The sequence below is a fragment of the Stutzerimonas azotifigens genome, assembly GCF_013522725.1.
GTDB lineage: Bacteria > Pseudomonadota > Gammaproteobacteria > Pseudomonadales > Pseudomonadaceae > Stutzerimonas > Stutzerimonas azotifigens_A.
Genome location: NZ_JAAMRF010000006.1, coordinates 14,995 through 32,571, shown reverse-complemented (window position 1 = coordinate 32,571; position 17,577 = coordinate 14,995). Strand labels below are relative to the sequence as shown.

General features: G+C 63.2%; 16 protein-coding genes and 3 pseudogenes. 12 read left to right on the top strand and 7 right to left on the bottom strand.

All coding sequences use genetic code 11. The annotated features are described in order from the left end of the window. Nucleotides 1–57: 57 nt before the first annotated feature. The 4 genes from G7026_RS12555 to G7026_RS12540 all read left to right on the top strand — a co-directional run bounded on the left by G7026_RS12555 (nt 58) and on the right by G7026_RS12540 (nt 1,587). Nucleotides 58–789 carry a DUF6683 family protein gene (locus G7026_RS12555; protein WP_181071259.1) on the top strand — a complete coding sequence of 244 codons (732 nt, stop codon included), beginning with the start codon at nt 58–60 and terminating at the stop codon, nt 787–789. Next, the gene (locus G7026_RS12550; protein WP_181071258.1) at nt 786–998 is read left to right on the top strand and encodes a hypothetical protein; all 213 of its coding nucleotides are present in this window, start codon (nt 786–788) and stop codon (nt 996–998) included. Before G7026_RS12555 ends, G7026_RS12550 begins: the two co-directional genes overlap by 4 nt. 268 nt (nt 999–1,266) lie before the next feature. After that, nucleotides 1,267–1,422, top strand: coding sequence for a hypothetical protein (locus G7026_RS12545; protein ID WP_181071257.1), 156 nt, complete (start codon nt 1,267–1,269; stop codon nt 1,420–1,422). Nucleotides 1,423–1,425: 3 nt separating this feature from the next. Further along, the gene (locus tag G7026_RS12540; RefSeq protein ID WP_181071256.1) at nt 1,426–1,587 is read left to right on the top strand and encodes a hypothetical protein; all 162 of its coding nucleotides are present in this window, start codon (nt 1,426–1,428) and stop codon (nt 1,585–1,587) included. A gap of 69 nt (nt 1,588–1,656) precedes the next feature. Here G7026_RS12540 and G7026_RS12535 read toward each other — a convergent pair whose 3' ends face one another. Further along, nucleotides 1,657–3,657: a peptidase U32 family protein gene (locus G7026_RS12535; protein ID WP_181071255.1), complete on the bottom strand. Its 2,001-nt coding sequence runs from the start codon at nt 3,655–3,657 to the stop codon at nt 1,657–1,659. A 422-nt stretch (nt 3,658–4,079) separates the two neighbouring features. Between G7026_RS12535 and G7026_RS12530 the strand changes: the two genes are divergently transcribed. Beyond that, nucleotides 4,080–6,206, top strand: coding sequence for a TonB-dependent siderophore receptor (locus tag G7026_RS12530; protein WP_181071254.1), 2,127 nt, complete (start codon nt 4,080–4,082; stop codon nt 6,204–6,206). Between the two features lie 563 nt (nt 6,207–6,769). After that, nucleotides 6,770–6,892, top strand: a pseudogene (locus G7026_RS12525) (ISL3 family transposase); the annotation flags it as partial. 158 nt (nt 6,893–7,050) lie between these two features. Here G7026_RS12525 and G7026_RS12520 read toward each other — a convergent pair. Further along, entirely contained in the window at nt 7,051–9,132 is a 2,082-nt protein-coding gene (locus G7026_RS12520) for a TonB-dependent receptor domain-containing protein (RefSeq protein WP_181071253.1), read from the bottom strand. 413 nt (nt 9,133–9,545) lie between these two features. Here G7026_RS12520 and G7026_RS12515 point away from each other — a divergent pair, with 413 nt between their 5' ends. Next, entirely contained in the window at nt 9,546–10,382 is an 837-nt protein-coding gene (locus G7026_RS12515; protein ID WP_181071252.1) for a CAP domain-containing protein, read from the top strand. 73 nt (nt 10,383–10,455) lie between these two features. Here the strand turns inward: G7026_RS12515 and G7026_RS12510 are convergent, their stop codons facing one another. Then, the gene (locus G7026_RS12510) at nt 10,456–11,088 is read right to left on the bottom strand and encodes a cation transporter (RefSeq protein WP_181071251.1); all 633 of its coding nucleotides are present in this window, start codon (nt 11,086–11,088) and stop codon (nt 10,456–10,458) included. Between the two features lie 64 nt (nt 11,089–11,152). Here G7026_RS12510 and G7026_RS12505 point away from each other — a divergent pair, with 64 nt between their 5' ends. Together G7026_RS12505 and G7026_RS22785 are read left to right on the top strand one after the other, a co-directional pair. Further along, nucleotides 11,153–11,569: a MerR family transcriptional regulator gene (locus G7026_RS12505; RefSeq protein ID WP_181071250.1), complete on the top strand. Its 417-nt coding sequence runs from the start codon at nt 11,153–11,155 to the stop codon at nt 11,567–11,569. Between the two features lie 23 nt (nt 11,570–11,592). Beyond that, nucleotides 11,593–11,725, top strand: a pseudogene (locus tag G7026_RS22785) (CAP domain-containing protein); the annotation flags it as partial. Nucleotides 11,726–11,731: 6 nt separating this feature from the next. On the opposite strand, the gene G7026_RS12500 reads toward G7026_RS22785, so the two are convergent. From G7026_RS12500 to G7026_RS12495, 3 genes and pseudogenes are all read right to left on the bottom strand, one after another. Beyond that, complete coding sequence (locus G7026_RS12500; protein WP_181071249.1) at nt 11,732–12,511, bottom strand: transporter substrate-binding domain-containing protein; 780 nt, start codon at nt 12,509–12,511, stop codon at nt 11,732–11,734. A gap of 182 nt (nt 12,512–12,693) precedes the next feature. Beyond that, nucleotides 12,694–12,810 (bottom strand): annotated as a pseudogene (locus tag G7026_RS22630) (IS110 family transposase); the annotation flags it as partial. A gap of 129 nt (nt 12,811–12,939) precedes the next feature. Next, nucleotides 12,940–14,031 carry an SMP-30/gluconolactonase/LRE family protein gene (locus tag G7026_RS12495; RefSeq protein WP_181071248.1) on the bottom strand — a complete coding sequence of 364 codons (1,092 nt, stop codon included), beginning with the start codon at nt 14,029–14,031 and terminating at the stop codon, nt 12,940–12,942. 589 nt (nt 14,032–14,620) lie between these two features. On the opposite strand from G7026_RS12495, the gene G7026_RS12490 reads away from it, so the two are divergent. The 3 genes from G7026_RS12490 to G7026_RS12480 all read left to right on the top strand — a co-directional run bounded on the left by G7026_RS12490 (nt 14,621) and on the right by G7026_RS12480 (nt 17,031). Then, nucleotides 14,621–15,079, top strand: coding sequence for an Rrf2 family transcriptional regulator (locus tag G7026_RS12490; RefSeq protein ID WP_181071247.1), 459 nt, complete (start codon nt 14,621–14,623; stop codon nt 15,077–15,079). A 91-nt stretch (nt 15,080–15,170) separates the two neighbouring features. After that, nucleotides 15,171–16,058, top strand: a complete 888-nt coding sequence (locus G7026_RS12485; RefSeq protein ID WP_181071246.1) for an NAD(P)/FAD-dependent oxidoreductase — start codon at nt 15,171–15,173, stop codon at nt 16,056–16,058. Between the two features lie 199 nt (nt 16,059–16,257). Continuing rightward, entirely contained in the window at nt 16,258–17,031 is a 774-nt protein-coding gene (locus tag G7026_RS12480; RefSeq protein ID WP_181071245.1) for a type IV pili methyl-accepting chemotaxis transducer N-terminal domain-containing protein, read from the top strand. A gap of 127 nt (nt 17,032–17,158) precedes the next feature. Here G7026_RS12480 and G7026_RS12475 read toward each other — a convergent pair whose 3' ends face one another. Then, nucleotides 17,159–17,476, bottom strand: coding sequence for a YceK/YidQ family lipoprotein (locus tag G7026_RS12475; RefSeq protein ID WP_181071244.1), 318 nt, complete (start codon nt 17,474–17,476; stop codon nt 17,159–17,161). Between the last annotated feature and the right edge of the window lie 101 nt (nt 17,477–17,577).

Sequence of the window (17,577 nt, the reverse complement as noted above, 5' to 3'; positions counted from 1 at the left end):
TCGGCAGGCCGACGCCGGACTGGTCCGGTATCCCTGATTCATCCATGGGAGCCACGCATGAACGCCTTCGCTGTCTGCTCGTCACGCGCTTTGCACTTCGTTGCCGCCGGTCTGCTCTGCGCCACATCGATGGCCTGGGCGCAGGTACCGATGGTCCTCGCCCCTTCGGCCTATACCGACCATGCGATGCGAATCATCACCGACCGCCAGCGGTTGTTGAGCCAGGAGGGCGCCGTGGAGCCGGCCACACTGCATGCCGCCGCACCGCACGACACGACGCTGCGCTTTCAACGCAACCCAGCGGTCGCCCACTGGGCCGAGAGCGTCCAGCTGCAGGCATTCCGCCACAGTGACCCGCTGCTGGCTCAGGTGCTCGAAGGCTTCGCCTCCCGCCATGATGCGGTGGCGACGTTTCGCGAGATGGTCGGCGAATATGGCTACAGCCCCGACGATCTGGCGGCGACCGCCGCCACCGAGCTGATCGTCGCCTGGATGATCGTCCATGACGCGCCCGAGCCGAGCCCCGCGCAATTCGAGGCCGTGCGCCGCCAGCTGCATGCCAGCCTGCTGCAGAATCGGACGTTGACCGAACTCAACAGCGATGCCCTGCAGGCCACCAGCGACCCCCTGTTGCTGCGCAGCGTGACCTTCGCCATCGCCCAGGGCTCGCCCGGGCTGCAGACCAAGGAACAGCGCGAACAGCTGCGCCAGCGGGTGGCCGCTCTGGTGCGCGAGTCATCCGGGCTGGACGTTCAGCGCATGACACTGGCGGAAGAAGGCTTTCGGTGAGCAAACGCAGGCTGGCCGCCGCGTTGATGCTTGTCGTCGCGTCGCTCGCGCCGGACACGGCGGTGGCCTGTGCCTGCATGCCAAGATCCGATACGGCAATGGCGTTTTCCGAGGCCGATGCCGTCGTCGCGGTCCGGGCTCGGCATGTCGAAGCGATCGGTACCGGCGATGCCGCCGCGGCCGACCAGCAGGTGATCTGGACGTGCTGACTCGCTGGAAGGGACCGCATGGCGCTGGCCAAGCGTCCTGACCCGCGCCGTTACCGCCTGCTGCTTTCGTGGGCGGTCCGTCGCCGCCAGGTGTGGCGACGTGGCGCGCGGGATTCGGTGAGTGGAAGCAGGGTGAGCGTCCCGTCGGGATTTTCTCAAGCGTAGCAGCCGCGTCCGGCGAAACCCTATGCGCCGGCTGTCCGACGTGCTGAACGTCGGCCAACCCCCAGCCTCCAAATTCATAACTGCCACGCCTGGAGGAGCGCCTATGAGCGATGACTTGCAGCTGCACGGTCAGTCCCCGACCGAAGACGAACCCGACATCACCATGACCGACGCCGGAGAAGCCGAGCCCGGAGAAGATCCGGATTTCGACGAATCCGGCGAAGGCGTAACCGACCAGCCGCGCGACCAGAGGAACTGAGCCATGATCGATAAAGACGACCCCCTAGTAGACGGCCAGACCCCCACCGACTACGACGAGTACGGTGAAGGCCCCAACGTGGAAAACGCACCCGAGAACATCGACGAAGCCGGGCGCGAGCAGGTAGAGCGGCAAAAGAGCATCGACGAAAGTCCGCTGGGTTGAACCCCGCCCAACCCAGCCCATGAAAAAGCCCAGCGAATGCTGGGCTTTTTCATGGGGGCGATGAAGGCCTCAGACGTGCGGCTTATGGCGGATGGTCTTGAGCAGGTCGTCCGGGGTGATGTGCCCGACCACGCCGGCGGCGCTGCCCGGCTGCGGCAGGTTGAGGATGTTGCCCTTGATCTTGCCGATCACGTGCATCTCGCACGGTTTGCAGTCGAACTTCAGGGTCAGCACTTCGTCGCCGTGCACCAGCTGCATCGGCGCGACCTTGGTGCGCACGCCGGTGACGCCCTTGGCCTGTTTCGGGCACAGGTTGAAGGAGAAGCGCAGGCAGTGCTTGGTGATCATCACCGGTACTTCGCCGGTTTCCTCGTGGGCCTCGTAGGCCGCGTCGATCAGCTCAACGCCGTAGCGTTGGTAGAAGGCGCGGGCTTTCGCGTTGTAGACGTTGGCGAGAAAGGAGAGATGCGATTCCGGGTAGACCGGCGGCGGTACGCTCACCGCCTTGCGGCGGCCCAGCGGGCGGATCGCTTCACGGGCTTCGGTGAGCGCCTCGATGGCTTCGCGGCGCAGGGCCTTGAGTTGAGAGTTGGGGATGAAGAACGCCTGGGGCGCGTCCACCTCGACCTCTTCGGCGTGGTAGATCGTGGTGCCCAGCTGGCTCAGCAAATCGGCGATCTGACCGGGCACCTGCTCCGGCTTCTTCGCTTCGCCGAACGGACCGGCCAGCGAAGCCGTGGCATAGGCGCCTTCTTCGCTGGTGACGTGGAGCTCCAGGTCGTCCGCCCGCAGCCGGGCCAACCAGCGGACGCCGATGCGGCGCTCGGCGGAAGTCTTCAGCAGCGCCTGCTGCCAGTTGTGGTCCAGGTTGCGGTTCAGCGGGTGGTTCGGCCGTAGCTGGCGCAGCGCGACGGGCATTTCGTTGGGCTCGACGCGGTATTGCCAGAACGCTTGGGCATCCTCTTCGAACTGCTTCAGCTGCTCGACCACGCTGGCGCGAAAACCCACCACCTCGCGCTTGACCAGCACGTTCAGGCCGTCGCCGTTGGACAGCGGCTCGCGTGTCTGGACGGTCAGGTCGTGCTGGCCGACCTTGAGCACTTCACCCACGGCGAGGCCGGTGAAGGTTGGCGAATCGAAGGCGCCGATATCGATCTTGCGGTCGGTAACGAAGTAGTCGGTGCTGCCGCGGTGGAAGGTCTTATCCGGGTCCGGCACGAAGAAATGCTCGGTGCGGCCGCTGGAGGCGCGGGCCAGGTCGGTGCGGTCTTCGAGGATCTCGTCGAGGCGCTGGCGGTAGTAAGCGGTGATGTTCTTCACGTAGCTCACATCCTTGTAGCGGCCCTCGATCTTGAACGAGCGCACGCCGGCATCGACCAGCGCGCGCAGGTTGGCGCTCTGGTTGTTGTCCTTCATCGACAGCAGGTGCTTGTCGAAGGCCACCACACGGCCCTGGTCGTCTTTCAGTGTGTAGGGCAGGCGGCACGCCTGGGAGCAGTCGCCGCGGTTGGCGCTGCGCCCGGTCTGCGCATGGGAGATATTGCACTGACCGGAAAACGCCACGCACAGCGCGCCGTGGATGAAGAACTCGATGGCCGAATCCACCTCATCGGCAATCGCGCGGATCTCTTGCAGGTTCAGCTCGCGCGCCAGCACCAGCTGCGAAAAGCCGGCCTTGGACAGGAACTTGGCGCGCTCTAGGGTGCGGATATCGGTCTGGGTGCTGGCGTGCAGCTCGATCGGCGGGAGGTCCATTTCCATCACGCCCATGTCCTGCACGATCAGCGCATCGACACCAATCTCGTACAGCTGCCAGATCAGCGCGCGCGCTGCTTCCAGCTCGTCGTCATGCAGGATGGTGTTGAGGGTGACGAACACCCGCGCATGGAACAGGTGGGCGAATTTCACCAGCTCGGCAATGTCCGCCACGCTGTTCTCGGCGTTGTGTCGCGCGCCGAAACTCGGCCCACCGATGTACACCGCATCGGCGCCATGCAGGATGGCCTCACGCGCGATAGACGCATCCCGCGCAGGGGAGAGCAGTTCGAGATGGTGCTGGGGTAGGGACATGAGCGCGGACCGGGTGTGAATCGAAGTCGCGCATTGTAATGGCTTGCGGCCGTTTTGGGATTGTCCACTGGGCATGTGGGCCCGCGGAGCATGCCCTTGGCTGAGCAAGGCCCAACGAGCGTTACACGCTCTTGCCCGGTGGTCGCTGTTTTCGTCTTCCTGCGCGCCCGGCTGGAACCGGCCTTCCTGGCGCTACGTGTCCACAGACCGCTCTCGGTTCAATCCAAACCTATCGGGGGAATGCCGTAGCGCCTGGCAAAGCCCCGGGCGTGACACTCTCCGAGCTTTTATAATTAATGATAAAAATGATTACGAATCTCATTATCGATTGATTATTATCGCTCGTCCGCGAGAAAGCCTGACTTTTCGTAACAAAAAACATAAGGCGCGCGGCCGACTCCCCCACATCGAGGATCGTAAATATGACTGGCAACAAAGCCGGGCTGGATAAGGCATGGACACCTTGGCGACGTACCACCACCGCTTTCTTGTGCTGCGCGCCGTTGGTTGCGGCTCCCCTGAGCGCAAGCGCGCAGGAGTCGAGCCCCGCAGAGGGCGAGGAGCCATTTCGCCTTGCGCCTCTCATCGTCAACGCCCAGGCATCCGCAGGCGATGACGCAAGCACGGTGGTTGCTCAGGAGCTTTGGGTCGGCGGCAAGGTCCCCACCAGCATCCTCAACACACCCGCTTCGGTTTCCGTGGTCACCGAGAAGGAAATCGGCCAGCGCAGCGCCAGCACCACGGAAGAGATTCTGCAGTACACGCCGGGCGTCATCACCGACTACTACGGCACCGACGATCGCAACGACTACTTCAAGATCCGCGGGTTTCAGGCCACCACTTACCGTGATGGCCTGACCCTGGGCTCGATGCGCGGTGTGCGCGAAGAGCCCTTCGCCTATGAACGGGTCGAGGTGCTGCGGGGCGCCAACTCCACGCTGTTCGGTCCGGCGGACCCTGGCGGCTCCGTGAACTTCGTGAGCAAGAAGCCGCGTTTCGAGCGGTTCGGCCAGGGGTACGTGACCTACGGCTCCTTCGATCATGTCGAGACCGGCATCGACGTCGGGGATTCGTTGAACGAAGACCGGACGCTGGCCTATCGCTTCACCGGCAAGATCCAGAACAGCGACCGCGAGTACGACCACTCCCGGGACGACGACAGGTTCGTGATGGGCGGCCTGACCTGGGCGCCGACGGCCTTTACCTCCGCCACCGTGCTCCTGGACTACCTCAAGCGCGACAGCACGCCGAACAGCGGCGGTTACCCGCTGGACAGGGAATACGACCGCAATGATTTCTTCGGCGAGCCCGGCTTCAACTTCCACGATGTCGAGCGCACCGGTATCACCGGGCTCGTCACCCACGATTTCGACAACGGCTTCGTATTGCGTGGCAACCTGCGTTACAGCGAGCTGACCGACGACTTCGGCTATGTCTACATCAACGACGCCCCCGCGCGGGCGGGCACCACGGTAGGCCGCGACTACTTCGGCACCGACACCGACGCCGAGGAGCTGATCGGCAACCTGATGCTGCAATACGACGCCCGCTTCGAGAACATCGACAGCAGCACACTGGTGGGCGTGGAGTACCGCGATGCCTCGACCGAAGACACCTCCATCTACGGGAACGCGAGCCCGATCGACCTAGCCAATCCGGTGTACAGCGGTGCGCCGGCCAGCCTGAACGTCTACAGCCGCAACAAACAGGACTACACCACCAAGTCCCTGTTCCTGCAGCAGAACCTGTCCTTCTACGAGCGCTTCATCGTCACCGCCGGCGTGCGCAACGATTCCATGGACCTTTCCAGTACCGACATCACGGCGACCCGCGACTCGGACAGCTTCTCGGAAACCTCCCTGCGCGGTGCCCTGACCTACATGGTCACCGACGAGATTTCCACCTACGTCAGCATGGTCGAGTCCGTCGCACCGCCGCAGATCGGCGTCACCCCGGAGCGTGGCAAGCAGTACGAGCTTGGCGTGAAGTATTCGCCTGTCGGCATGAACGCGCTGTTTTCAGCCGCCGTGTATGACCTGACCCAGGAAGACGTCACCATTGCCGTGGTGCAGCCCACTGGCGCCATCGTGCGTGAAACCATTGGCGAGTCTCGGGTCCGTGGCCTCGATCTGGAAGCCAAGGCCGAGCTGACCGACAACCTGAGCCTGGTCGGTGGCTATTCCTACATGGAGACGGAAGTCCTTCGCGGCACGGTGTTCGGTGGAACCTCGATCAAGGGTAACGAGTTCGATGCTGCACCCAAGCATTCGGCGTCCTTGTGGACCTACTACAGCCTGCCGGGCACGGACATGAGCGTCGGCCTGGGTGCCCGCTACATCGGCGCCTATTACTTCGACGCCGTCAACAGCGCCAAGAGCGATGCCACCACGCTCTTCGATGCCGCCTTCAACTACCAGATCCTCAAGGGGACCGATCTCGCCATCAACGTCAGCAACCTGCTGGATGAGCAGCACGTGGTCGGCTCCGGCACCGCGGACTACTACAATCCCGGCCGCGAGATCACGGCCAAGCTGAGCTACAGCTGGTAATCGCCTCTCTGGTCCAGAAACCGCTACCCGCTTCCGCGAGGCGGGACAGCGGTGTGATGGTCCGTTCCATGTGGCTTCTGGCCGATCATGCAAAAGAGTGACCGGCCAGACCCGTCTTGGCGTGGTCGTGCGACCGTATTGCGGATCTTCGTTCGATAGCGCCTCTGTCTCCGCGCGGCTTCAGCTGCAGCGAACCGCTCCTCAACCGTGATAGCTGCCGGATCATCGCGTCGTGGCGACGGGGCAGTGTGGCTGTCTCCATAATGGAGCTGATTCTGCCTGTCGTGCTTGCGTCGCATCGGCAGTGCTGCCGCTCCGGCACCTGTAGCGGATCAATAAACCAACGAACGTCGGCGAGACGTAGTGCCGTTCCGAAACCCTGCCTACCGGTGGGTCTGTTTTTGCGGTTATGTCCGACAGGGCGTGGCCGCTCAACAGGCATGGCGGGTTGCACCCGCCCTACGTTCGCAGTGCCTTTACCCGGGGTAAAACCTGTAGGGCGGGTGAAACCCGCGCGGCTACGCCGCGTGATCGGTTCACACAATTCTCACCAGTGTGCCCTCCCCAGGCACACCTCTGTCTTGGCGGGCGCGAACAACCCCACCAAGACGATCAGACGCATGGCCTATGACTTCCGGGACTCGGTGTATCTCTTTCTGACAATCAAGGCCGCCTTCTCTAGGAAGCGCGATGAATCTTTCTTTAACGAAGGGACGCCGGAGCGTTCGGGCGGGCATTTCCACGTAGGGAAGCGGGAGCGGAGGGCAATGTCGCGCGGTGTCGCAGATACGCAGGATGCGGGTGCGGCGTGTCATGTCACGCCGCATCCACGTTGCGCTTCTCGTTAGAAGTCGACGGTCATGCCCACGACCACCCGACGTCCGTCGAGCACCACTTGATAGTCTTCGTTAGAGACTTCCTTGTTGGCGACGTTGTAGAGGCCGGCGGTGAGGTCGACGTTCTTGGTCAATGCGTACACTGCGCCCACATCGAAGAAGCCATAGCCGGGTGTGCCTTCTCCCATGCTGGTTCTTTCCAGATAGTCCGAAGTGCGGCTGCGGTAGTTGTACTGGGTCCACAGGTTGAGCTTGTCGCTGAGCCTCCAGTCCAGGTTGGTGTTGAACATGTGGCGGGGCTGCCGGTTGAGCGGTTCACCCTTGAACTCACCGGTTTTCTGTTCGGAGTCGGTGAAGGTGTAGCTGCTCATCCAGGTCAGGTTGCTCATAAGTTCGTAGTCGAGGGTCAGCTCGACGCCCTGGATCACCGCCTCGTCGATGTTCCTGGTCGTGCTCAGGAAGTAGAAGTTGTTGCCGCCGAAGTTACACGCGTAGTTGGCGACATCATTGTTGTTGGCCGCATTGGGGCTGGTGCAGAAGCGGTCTTCGGCGATTTTGTCCTTGTAGACGGTATGGAACAGCATCACGCTGGTCCCCAATCCGATCGAAGGCTCGTCGTATACGAAACCGACCTCGTAACTGGTGCTGGTTTCCGGATCGAGATCGGCGTTACCGATGGTCAAGGCGCGGGGCAGGGCCTGGCCGTTGCTGCCCACGTTTGGCGAGCCGCCGCCGCCGGTGCGGCCGCCGAAGCCCTCGGTGGATTGGGTCAGTGTCGGTTGCTTGTAGCCTGTGGAAACGCCGCCTTTGAAGGTCAAGGACGGCGACATCCGGTAGACGCCATACACCCGTGGCGACAGGTGGCCGCCGAAGAATTCATCGTCGTTGTAGCGCAGGCCGGTGGTCAGCGAAAACGCGTCGGTGAGGCCCCATTCCACTTCGCTGTACAGCGCGGCCAGCCAGCGGTCGGCCTTGTGCACGCCCCCTGGGATGCCGTCGTTGAAGAGCACGTTCTGCCCGTTGACGAACTCTTCGTCCTTGTACTGGGCGCCGAAGGTGACCGTATGCTGACCCCAGAAGAAGGTCCCCTGGGTGTTGAACAGGTTGACGGTTTCCTCCATCGACAGATCCTGCACGCGTTCGGACACGTCACGCTGTAGGTAGCTGTTGATCAGCAGGTCGCCGTAGTTGCCGTCGTGCGACAGCGTCCAGACCTTCTTCTCGAAGCGAGTGCTGGTGGTCTGTCCCAGGGGCGTCGTGGTGGTCACGGGGGCGCTTTTGCCCGCCGTGTGTCGGGCTGTCTGGGTGGTATCCCGGTATCCCAGGGTGATCCGGTCGCGCTCGGTCGGTGTCAGGAAAAGTTCGGCGCCCGCATTCCGATCTCTCGTTTCCGGCTTGCTTTCGCCTGAGTTGAACGCCTCGCCACCGACGTAATCGCTTTCATAGGTATTGGTGTAGGCACCGTTGAGTTGCAGCCCGACGAGTCCGGGAATCAGGGCGCCGCCGGCAAACAGTTCGGTGTGGTACTCGTCTTCGTTGTAGTCGTTCTGCGAAAACATCCGCTCGGCGCGGACGGTACCGGCCCATTCGTCAGCCGAGCGGCGGGTGATGATGTTGATGACGCCGCCCATGGCTTCGGAGCCGTAGAGCGAAGACATCGGGCCACGGATGACCTCGATTCGTTCGATCATGGCCAGCGGCGGCAGCGCCAATTGCTGCTTGCCGCCGGAGGTGCCGTTGGTTTGCGTCTGGCGGCCCGCCGAGATGGGGCGTCCGTCGACCATCACCAGGGTGTATTCGCTGCCCATGCCCCGAATGGTGATGTCCTGCTGGTTGCCGCCCCCGGTGACGAAAACGCCGGGGATATTGCGCATCGCGTCGACGACGCTCGTAAAAGACTGCTTCTCCAACTGTTCACGGCTGATCACCGAAATGCTCGCCGGTGCATCGGCGATGTTCTGTTCGTAACCAGCGGCGGTCACCACTGTCGTGGGCTGCAGCTCGAGCGGTTGCTGCGCATGAGCCGGCGCGCTCATCCATGTCGCGATGGCGATTGCGCCAGCCAGCTGGTTTCGATTGAAGATCACCATTTACCGCACTCCCTTGATTACTTCGTCATTGCGGCTCGGGCCGCTGGGCAAGTGCGAATGCTAAGAATTCTCATTAGAGTGTAAAGATCATTTACAAAACATACACATTCGCCTGACACAGGCGACGGTGCTCGCTATGGCCTCAGAGGTCCGGCAGATGGCGCGAATTGACCGGCGCGATTTTCGGTCGTCGGCGTAGAAGCGTTGGCCGTCGCGCAGGGTTGTTCGCTTCGTCTCGCGCCGTAACGTGGTGACATCGATGACGAGTGGTGGCCGGGCTGGGCGGGGCTGTGCAGGCGAATGAACGTCGATGCTCGTCGAGAAGGTGACAAGCGCAGCGTCCTCGCGCAGCATCCAGCAGACCGACCGGACGCAGCCTGCACGCCGGTCGCCATTGCCAGGTGGAGGATTTCATGCGCGCTCTGTCGTTCGTTCTGCTTCTCGCTGCACTGCTGCCGTTCGGCTCGCGGGCCGACGAGCCGACGCAGCTGATCCAGTCGATCAATGCCTATCGCGGTGAGGTGCAGCGTTGCGCCGATGACGCGAGCGTGGCGCTGCCCGCCCTGACAGCCGACTCGCGATTGAGGCTGTCGGTGCAGGGTGCCGGCGACCTGCAGCAGTCGCTGACCCGTTCCGGCTATCCCTTGGTCAATGTGCGCGCCATCAGCCTGTCGGGCCCACGCGATGCCGAGGCGGCGATGGCTGCGCTACGCGAGAGCTTCTGCCAGGTGCTGCTCGATCCGCAGTTCGTCGACATCGGCGTGAGCCGGGAAGGGCGCGACTGGCGCATCGTGCTGGCGCGGCCGATGCTCAGCGGTGGCCTGGGCGACTGGCAGGCGGAGGGGAAAAAGCTGCTCGCGCTGATCAACGTTGCACGCGCCGAGCCGCGCCGGTGCGGCGCCCAGGCGTTTGCCGCGGCGGGGCCACTGGCCTGGGAGCCCGTGCTCGGCGGCGTCGCCGAAACCCACAGCCGGGCCATGGCCAACGGCAACTTCTTCGGCCATCTCGGCGAAGACGGACGAACCCCCGGCGACCGGGCGGAACTGGCTGGTTATTCGGGACAGCAGGTGGGCGAAACCATCGCCGCGGCGCAGGACACCCCGCAGAAGGTGCTAGAGGCCTGGCTGACCATCCCGAGCCACTGCGCCACCCTGATGAACCCGCACTTCAGCGATCTGGGCGTCGCCTACGCGGTCGACCCGCAGAGCGACGCAGGCATCTACTGGACGGCGCTGTTCGGCGGGCCGTGAACTCGCCGTGCGTTTTTATCCATTCGTATCGACCGCCAGCCGCTGGTGCAGGCACCACGGTCATCGGGTCCGCTCAGCGGTCCGACACCGCATCGCCGGGGCGTAGCTCCTGCAACGCCTGTCGAGCCACCTGAATCGCCGCGCTGATCGCCAGCACCCCCATGAACGTCGCCACGATCAGATCCGGCCAGCCGCTACCGGTGCCGAGCACGCCCAATGCCGCCAGCATCACCGCAAGATTGCCAAGTGCGTCGTTGCGGCTGCACAGCCAGACGCTGCGCATGTTGCTGTCGCCCTCACGGAACGAATAGAGCAGTCCGGCGACGAGCAGGTTGGCGAGCAGTGCCACCATCCCGATCACGCCCATCGTCGGCGCATGCGGCACGCTGCCGTCGACGAAATTGGATATCGCCATGACCAGGATGAACGTGCCGAACGCCGCCATCGTGAGCGCCTTGAGCAGCGCTGCTCGGGCCCTTACGGCCACAGCCAGTCCGAGCACCCAGAGGCTGACGCCGTAGTTGGCGGCGTCACCGAAGAAATCCAGCGAATCGGCCAGCAGCGATACCGAGTCGGCGCGCAGTCCGGCACCGATCTCGACAAGAAACATCGCCAGGTTGATGGCCAGCGCGATCCAGAGAAGGCGCCGGTAGCGGCCGGTGGCGGCTGCGCTCGCACAGCAATGACTGCAACAGTTTCCTGCCATGATGCATGTCCCGATGAACAAGATGCGGCTACGCTAAACCCTGTAGCGACTACAGGGTCAAGCGATGACATTGACGATCGGAAAGCTGAGCAAGACCACCGGCGTGAACGTGGAAACCATCCGCTATTACGAGCGCATCGGCCTGCTCACGCCCGCCATGCGCACCGAATCCGGCTACCGCACCTTCGGCGAACGCGAAGCGGAGCGGCTGCGTTTCATCAAGCGCGGGCGCGAGCTCGGCTTTTCCCTCGATGAGATCCGCACGCTGGTGGAGTTGGCCGACCAACCCGGCCAGCCCTGCGCCGACGTCGACCGCCTGGTGGCGCAGCATCTGGTCGAGGTGCGCCAGCGCATCGCCGACCTGCAACGGCTTGAGGTCGAGCTGGAACGGCTGGTCGGCTGCACCGAGTCGTCGGTCAAGCAGTGCCGTATCGTCGAGGCACTGAGTGGCGGAGCCGTCGTTGGCGACTGCCGGACCTGACGTCGGGCGCAGTCGGCGCAGCGGGCTGGCTGACCAGCCCAGGGCCACCGCGCCGATCCGATGAGCGCGCGCTTCAGCGAATTCGGCGCTGCCTACGCAATCGATCCGCACAGGGATGCGGGCATCTACTGGTCGACGCTGTTCGGCGGGCCCTGAGTCGCCTCACTGCGCCGGCTTGGCCAGCCAGGTGTCGGCGATGCGCTGGTACTCGCCGGTGGCCTTGCTCAGGTGTAGCCACTGGTCGACGTAGGCCTTGAAGGCACTGTCGTCGCGTGGCAGCAGGAAGGCCTTCTCGCTGTACTGCAGCGGCTTGTCCGGGTTCACCGCGCACAGGGTCGGGTAGTTGCGCTGCTGGTACAGCGCCTCGGAGGCGTCGGTGATCATCACGTCCGCCTTGTTCTCGGCGACGTGACGGAAGATCACCGTGTTGTCGTGATACAGCTCCAGCTGGGCCTTGGGCAGCTCGCGGTGGACGAACGCCTCGTTGGTGCCGCCCGGCGGCTCGATCAGTCGTACCGAGGGTTGGTTGAGCTGGGCGATGGTCTGGTACTTGTCCACGTCATCGCAGCGGACGAAGGGAATCTTGCCGTCGACCGTGATCGGGTCGCTGAAGAAGGCCCTCTTCTGTCGCTCCAGGGAAATGGAAACGCCGCCGACGGCCATGTCGCATTTGCCGGCGAGGAAGTCCGGCATCAGTGTCTTCCAGGTGGTCGGTACCCACTGCACCTCCACGCCCAGGCTCCTGGCCAGCGACTCGGCCAGCGCGATGTCGATGCCTTCGTAGTCGCCGTCCTCGCGCAGGAAGGTGTAGGGCTTGTAGTCGCCGGTGGTGCAGACGCTCAGCGTCCCGCGTTGCTGGGCTTCGTCGAGCAGCGAGGCAGAAGGGGCAGCGAAGGCCGCCCCGCTGGCCAGCAACAGGCCGGCCGAGATCAGAGATTTCATCGGTATTCCTTGGCAGGGCAACGCCATGGCGTGCCGTGGTTGTTGTTCTTGGGCTGCGAGCGAGCCGCCGGCAGAACGTACCGGACGCCGCCACGCCTCACAAGGCGCACGGATGCGCTGGAATGAACGGGCTTGCGAAGGTGCCGGAGCAAACAGCGCGGCCTGTGGGAGCAACTGTCTTGTTAACTGGTTTGAGTCCTCAACGGAGTATTGTCGCGCAGCATCGCGTTCAGCCTGATCAAGTGCACATGCATGCAAGCCACCAGGGCAACCTTGGCGCACTTCCCGCGTTGTCGCAGTTGCGTGGGGTGGATGGCGCTCTTTCCATCCACCGTCCCGTCGACATGGTGGATCGGTGAAGCGTGATCCACCCTACGAAACGGTGCCGAGTCGTCGGTCAAGCAGTGCCGGATCGTCGCGCTGCTCGGCTAGACGAACGTAGCCCCGCGGGCGTTGACGAACAGCGAGTAGATTGCGTGGCTGCTTGCCATGAACAGCCGGTTGCCCTGGGCTCCGCCGAAGCACAGGTTGGCGCAGCGCTCCGGCAAGTGGATATGGCCGATCGCCTTGCCTTGCGGATTGAACACCCGCACGCCATCGAGCCCGTCGGGGTTGGCCTCCGGCGAGCCGGAGCTGCCCCAGCCGCACCAGAGATTTCCGCCCTCATCGCACTTGATGCCATCGAGCGCGCCGTGGCTGGTGGCTTCGACGTGCTGGGTGCGCTCACCGAGCGTGCCGTCGTCGTTGACCGGGTAGGCCCAGATCAGCCGGTTGGGTCTGGCGCGGCCTTCAACCACGTACAACCGCTTCTCGTCAGGCGAGAAGCACAGGCCGTTAGGGCCGGCGATACCCTCGATCACCCGCGTGACCGAAAGGGTTTCTCCATCGATGCGATACACCGCATCGGGTAGCTCGGTCTTGATCTTGAAGCCTTCGTAATCGTTGCCGGCCTGGAAGGGCGGGTCAGTGAACCAAATCGAGCCGTCACGCTTGACCACGACGTCGTTCGGCGAGTTGAAGCGTTTGCCCTCGAAGTTGTCGGCCAGCACCGTGATTCGCCCGTTGTGCTCGGTGCGCGTGATGCGGCGGCCTAGTTCGTGGGTGGTCGAACCTTCGCAAGCAATCAGGCGGCCCTGCCGATCCCGAGTCAACCCGTTGGAGAAATTGGACTGCTCCCGGTAGACGCCCAGCGTCTGGCTGATTTCGTCCCAGCGCACGATGCGGTTACTGGGAATGTCGCTGAGCAGCAGATAGCGTCCGTCACCCACCCACACCGGACCTTCGGCCCAGCGCAAGCCGTCGGCCAGTTTCTCGACGCTGGCGTTGAACAACCGCAGTTGCATGAAGCTCTCGTCCAACACCTCGACCGAAGGGTCCGGATAACGTCGGCTAAGCAGTTCGGCGGACTGGGCGACGCGGGGAAGGAGGGTGCTGCTGGCCAGAAGGGCGGCCGAGTAGTTCAGAGACTGCTTGAGGAAACGGCGACGCGAGTCGTGGGAGGGTTGTTGTTCTGACGTCATGGTGGGTCCTTATTCTTATGAACCGCATACGCGCGGTGAGAGCAAGCGTAGTAGAGGTATGATGACTTGCAAAAAGTTCGCTTCAGCACGTTTCGTGCTCAACCTGCCTTATAGAGCGCGCTGAAGGGATTTCAGGCTGGCGGGAGCGATTCGGGGAACGTGAGGTTTCTTAAGGTCATACGATGACGTGCCGAGGGCCAGGATTCGTTCTCACGGATGTTTTTGCTGATCGGTTCCCTACGAGCACAGCAAGCGCTGGACACCCAGCGCCTTGCCCACGGTACGATTCGCGACCCAAGGCCTCGTTAAGGCTGAGAGAGAAGATCGTGAGAAAGAAGAAACCTGTGGATCCCGTCCGCCAGCAGCAAAAGAACCGCGCCCATCGCATCGGCTGGGCAATCGCCTTGGCCGGCATTCTGTGTGGCTTCGCCTTGCTGGCGGTGAAACCGGCTTGATTAGGAGCGGGGCCGCATGCCGGGCAAGGTCGGATATGCACGCGCGTTAATGAAGACCAGTGCGAGGCGAGCGCGTGGTCATCGTCGAGATTGCGTTGTAAGGTGCGAGGCTTCCTTCGCCAGCCAGCAAACCGATGAGAACCGACAGCCGACTCTCCCGAATGCTCCACGTCCTGTTGCATATGGCGCGCGATGAGCGGCCCGTGACCTCGGAGCAGATCGGACAAATGCTGGGCACCAACGCCGCCGTGGTACGGCGGACCATGGCGGGCTTGCGCAAGGCGGGCTACGTCCGTGCGGACAAGGGCTACAACGGCGGCTGGACCCTTTCGGCCGACCTGAATCAGGTCACCTTGCTGGACATCTTCCACGCCGTCGGAGGGCCGAGGATATTTGCCATCGGGGCGGATCGGGATAACCCCGATTGCCTGGTCGAACAGGTGGTCAATGGCGTGCTCGCCGACGCGTTGCAAGAAGCCGAGGCGTTGCTGCTGCGCAGGCTCGGCGCATCGACACTCGCCGACTTGTCGAAGCAGTTCAACGCGTTGTACAGCAGCTGCCAACGAATGCCGTCCGGCATCGCCTCGCACTAGAACCCTCATTCGATAAACATCCGTAACACGCTTTCACAGGGCTCGCTTATTAGTGTAACTTCAAAAGATACACTAACAGGAGGGCGGCTTCATGGCTTATGACGTGATCATCATCGGAGGCAGTTACGCAGGTTTGTCGGCTGGGCTGCCATTGGCCCGAGCCCGCCGAAAGGTGCTAGTGATCGATGCGGGCCAGCGCCGTAACCGCTTCGCCGCGGCCTCCCATGGCTTCCTAACCCAGGATGGCGTACCACCCGCCGAGATCGCGGCTGAAGGCCGTGCCCAGCTCATGGAGTATGGCTCGGTGGATTGGGTCTCGGCCGAGGCGGTGAAAGCCGAACGTGAGGCGGACGGCTTTTACATCACCGACAGAAGTGGCAAGCAATACAGTGCGCGTGTGCTGATTCTGGCGACGGGAATCGTGGATGTACTACCAGACATCCCCGGCGTGACAGAGCTGTGGGGCTCCAGCGTGTTTCATTGCCCTTATTGCCATGGTTACGAACTTCAGCGGGGCCGCATTGGTGTGCTGGCGACTTCGCCCCTGTCGATGCACCAGGCCCTCATGCTGCCGGACTGGGGGACCACGACCCTGCTCTTGAACGAGGCGTTCGAGCCCGACGAGGAGCAGCTGGCGCAGCTCGGTGCACGGGGCGTCGCCCTCGAGCGCACCCCGGTGACTCGCCTGGAAGGCGATCCGCTCGAGGTGCTGCTTGAGGACAACCGCACGCTGAGCTTCGCAGGTCTGTTTCTCGCGCCGGGGATGCGCCTTCCGGACCTGGTGAGCCAACTGAACTGCGAGACCGAAGAAGGGCCGCTGGGCCTGTTCATCAAGACGGATCCCATGAAGGCGACATCGGTGCCGGGCTTGTTCGCCTGTGGCGACGCTGCACGCGCCGCCGGTTCCGTGCCGCTGGCCGTGGGAGACGGTGCGATGGCTGGCGTGGCGGCTCATCGCGCGCTGATGTTCGGGTACTGAGCGGCCGTTTTCACAGGTGCGGCCTCGGCGATGGAAATCAGTCGCTCGTATTTTTGCAGCTGTTCACATTTTGGAAGCTTGCCTACGACGAAGGTCGAATTTGCAAGCTTTCAGAAAGCTACGTGCAGTGCAATGCGTGGCCTGACGGCTTGGAAGGCAATCCCTGCGCCAAGCCATTCGTACCTGAGAGGACCCACCGTTGATCAAGAAGACCTTCCGTGCACTGTTGTTGGGCTGCAGCCTGTTGAGTGCGACCTGCTGGGCCGAACTCACCCCGTTGGAGGTCATGAACATGGCCGGTCTACAGCGCACCCTGGGCCAAATCGTGGCTAAGGATTACCTGATGATCGGCTCCGGCGTAAGAGTCGACGAGGCCACCGAGCAGCGTACCAACAGCCTGGCGCTGTTCGAGGACCACCACGCCCAGCTCAAGGCCGCCGCGCCGAACGACGCGATTCGCGCGGCACTGGTCGAAGTCGACCGGCTCTGGGCCGACTACCGCGCCCTGGCGTCCGCTACCCCGGACAAGGCCCAGGCACCTGCCGTGCTGGCGAAAGCCGAAGAGCTGGTCAAACAGTGCCAGACGGTCACCGACCTGTTCGAGCAGCATAACGGCGACGCGGCCTCCCATGCGATCAACCGAAGCGGTTGGAACCGGGTGCTGACCCAGCGCACCGCGATGTTCTACATGGCCCGCGCCTGGGGCGTCGAGGCGCCCGGTCTGGATGCCAACTTCGAAGCCTCGGTCAAGGAGTTCGGCGCCATCATGGCGGAGTTGAAGGCAGGCGGCGCACCCAACGCCGAAATCGCCGAAGCCCTGCGCAAGACCGAAGCCCGCTGGCAGTTCGCGAGTCGTGCCTTCGCCTCCGAAGAGTTCGTGCCCACCATCGTCGCGGTCAATGCCGAATCGATGTTCCGCCAGCTCAACGAAATGACCCGTCTCTACGCCGGCCTGCGCGAATACAAGCTCTGATCGGCTGGCCGATGCGTCTGCTGCCTCCGTTGGCAGCTAGGCGCATCCACGATGGTGAGCCGAGGGCCGATAGCGGCACATCGCACTTGCGCCTTGGGTGCGCTGCCTCAAGTGCCCGCCATAGAGGCTACTCCTTGCGCCTGATCGGTATCGGCCCGTATTGCGCCTGTTGATAGAGGGTGTACGGGATGAGAACGGTGTCGGCAAGGGCCGAAAGCGCCATGTCGAACGCTGCCTGCTGGACTTCCCAGTCTTGTGCCATTCGAGTCGGGCCGTTCAGGCTGCAGAACTGATAAGCGGCACCGCTATAGGTCCGCGGAATACTGGCGCAGTTGGATTTCCATCTCGCCAAGTCGTCCGCTGCGCCCTCTTCATCGTTCAGCGTTCTGACGGTTCCACACCCTGACAGGGCGGTGATCAGAAGACCCGCGATGTACCGTTTCATAGGCATCTCTCTTTGACGATGCATCGATCATAGCCTCTGATGAGCCGAGCCGCAGATCCAGGTTTGCCAAAGATGGCGGTCGTTCACCGTTGCCCTTGCAG

Excerpts from the sequence above, each read along its gene's own strand:
- G7026_RS12500 (WP_181071249.1), bottom strand. The coding sequence starts at position 12,511 with ATGAAATCTCTGATCTCGGCCGGCCTGTTGCTGGCCAGCGGGGCGGCC.
- G7026_RS12510 (WP_181071251.1), bottom strand. The coding sequence starts at position 11,088 with ATGGCAGGAAACTGTTGCAGTCATTGCTGTGCGAGCGCAGCCGCCACC.
- G7026_RS12495 (WP_181071248.1), bottom strand. The coding sequence starts at position 14,031 with ATGACGTCAGAACAACAACCCTCCCACGACTCGCGTCGCCGTTTCCTC.
- G7026_RS12490 (WP_181071247.1), top strand. The coding sequence starts at position 14,621 with ATGAGAACCGACAGCCGACTCTCCCGAATGCTCCACGTCCTGTTGCAT.
- G7026_RS12485 (WP_181071246.1), top strand. The coding sequence starts at position 15,171 with ATGGCTTATGACGTGATCATCATCGGAGGCAGTTACGCAGGTTTGTCG.
- G7026_RS12505 (WP_181071250.1), top strand. The coding sequence starts at position 11,153 with ATGACATTGACGATCGGAAAGCTGAGCAAGACCACCGGCGTGAACGTG.
- G7026_RS12545 (WP_181071257.1), top strand. The coding sequence starts at position 1,267 with ATGAGCGATGACTTGCAGCTGCACGGTCAGTCCCCGACCGAAGACGAA.
- G7026_RS12540 (WP_181071256.1), top strand. The coding sequence starts at position 1,426 with ATGATCGATAAAGACGACCCCCTAGTAGACGGCCAGACCCCCACCGAC.
- G7026_RS12530 (WP_181071254.1), top strand. The coding sequence starts at position 4,080 with ATGACTGGCAACAAAGCCGGGCTGGATAAGGCATGGACACCTTGGCGA.
- G7026_RS12555 (WP_181071259.1), top strand. The coding sequence starts at position 58 with ATGAACGCCTTCGCTGTCTGCTCGTCACGCGCTTTGCACTTCGTTGCC.
- G7026_RS12535 (WP_181071255.1), bottom strand. The coding sequence starts at position 3,657 with ATGTCCCTACCCCAGCACCATCTCGAACTGCTCTCCCCTGCGCGGGAT.
- G7026_RS12520 (WP_181071253.1), bottom strand. The coding sequence starts at position 9,132 with ATGGTGATCTTCAATCGAAACCAGCTGGCTGGCGCAATCGCCATCGCG.
- G7026_RS12515 (WP_181071252.1), top strand. The coding sequence starts at position 9,546 with ATGCGCGCTCTGTCGTTCGTTCTGCTTCTCGCTGCACTGCTGCCGTTC.
- G7026_RS12475 (WP_181071244.1), bottom strand. The coding sequence starts at position 17,476 with ATGAAACGGTACATCGCGGGTCTTCTGATCACCGCCCTGTCAGGGTGT.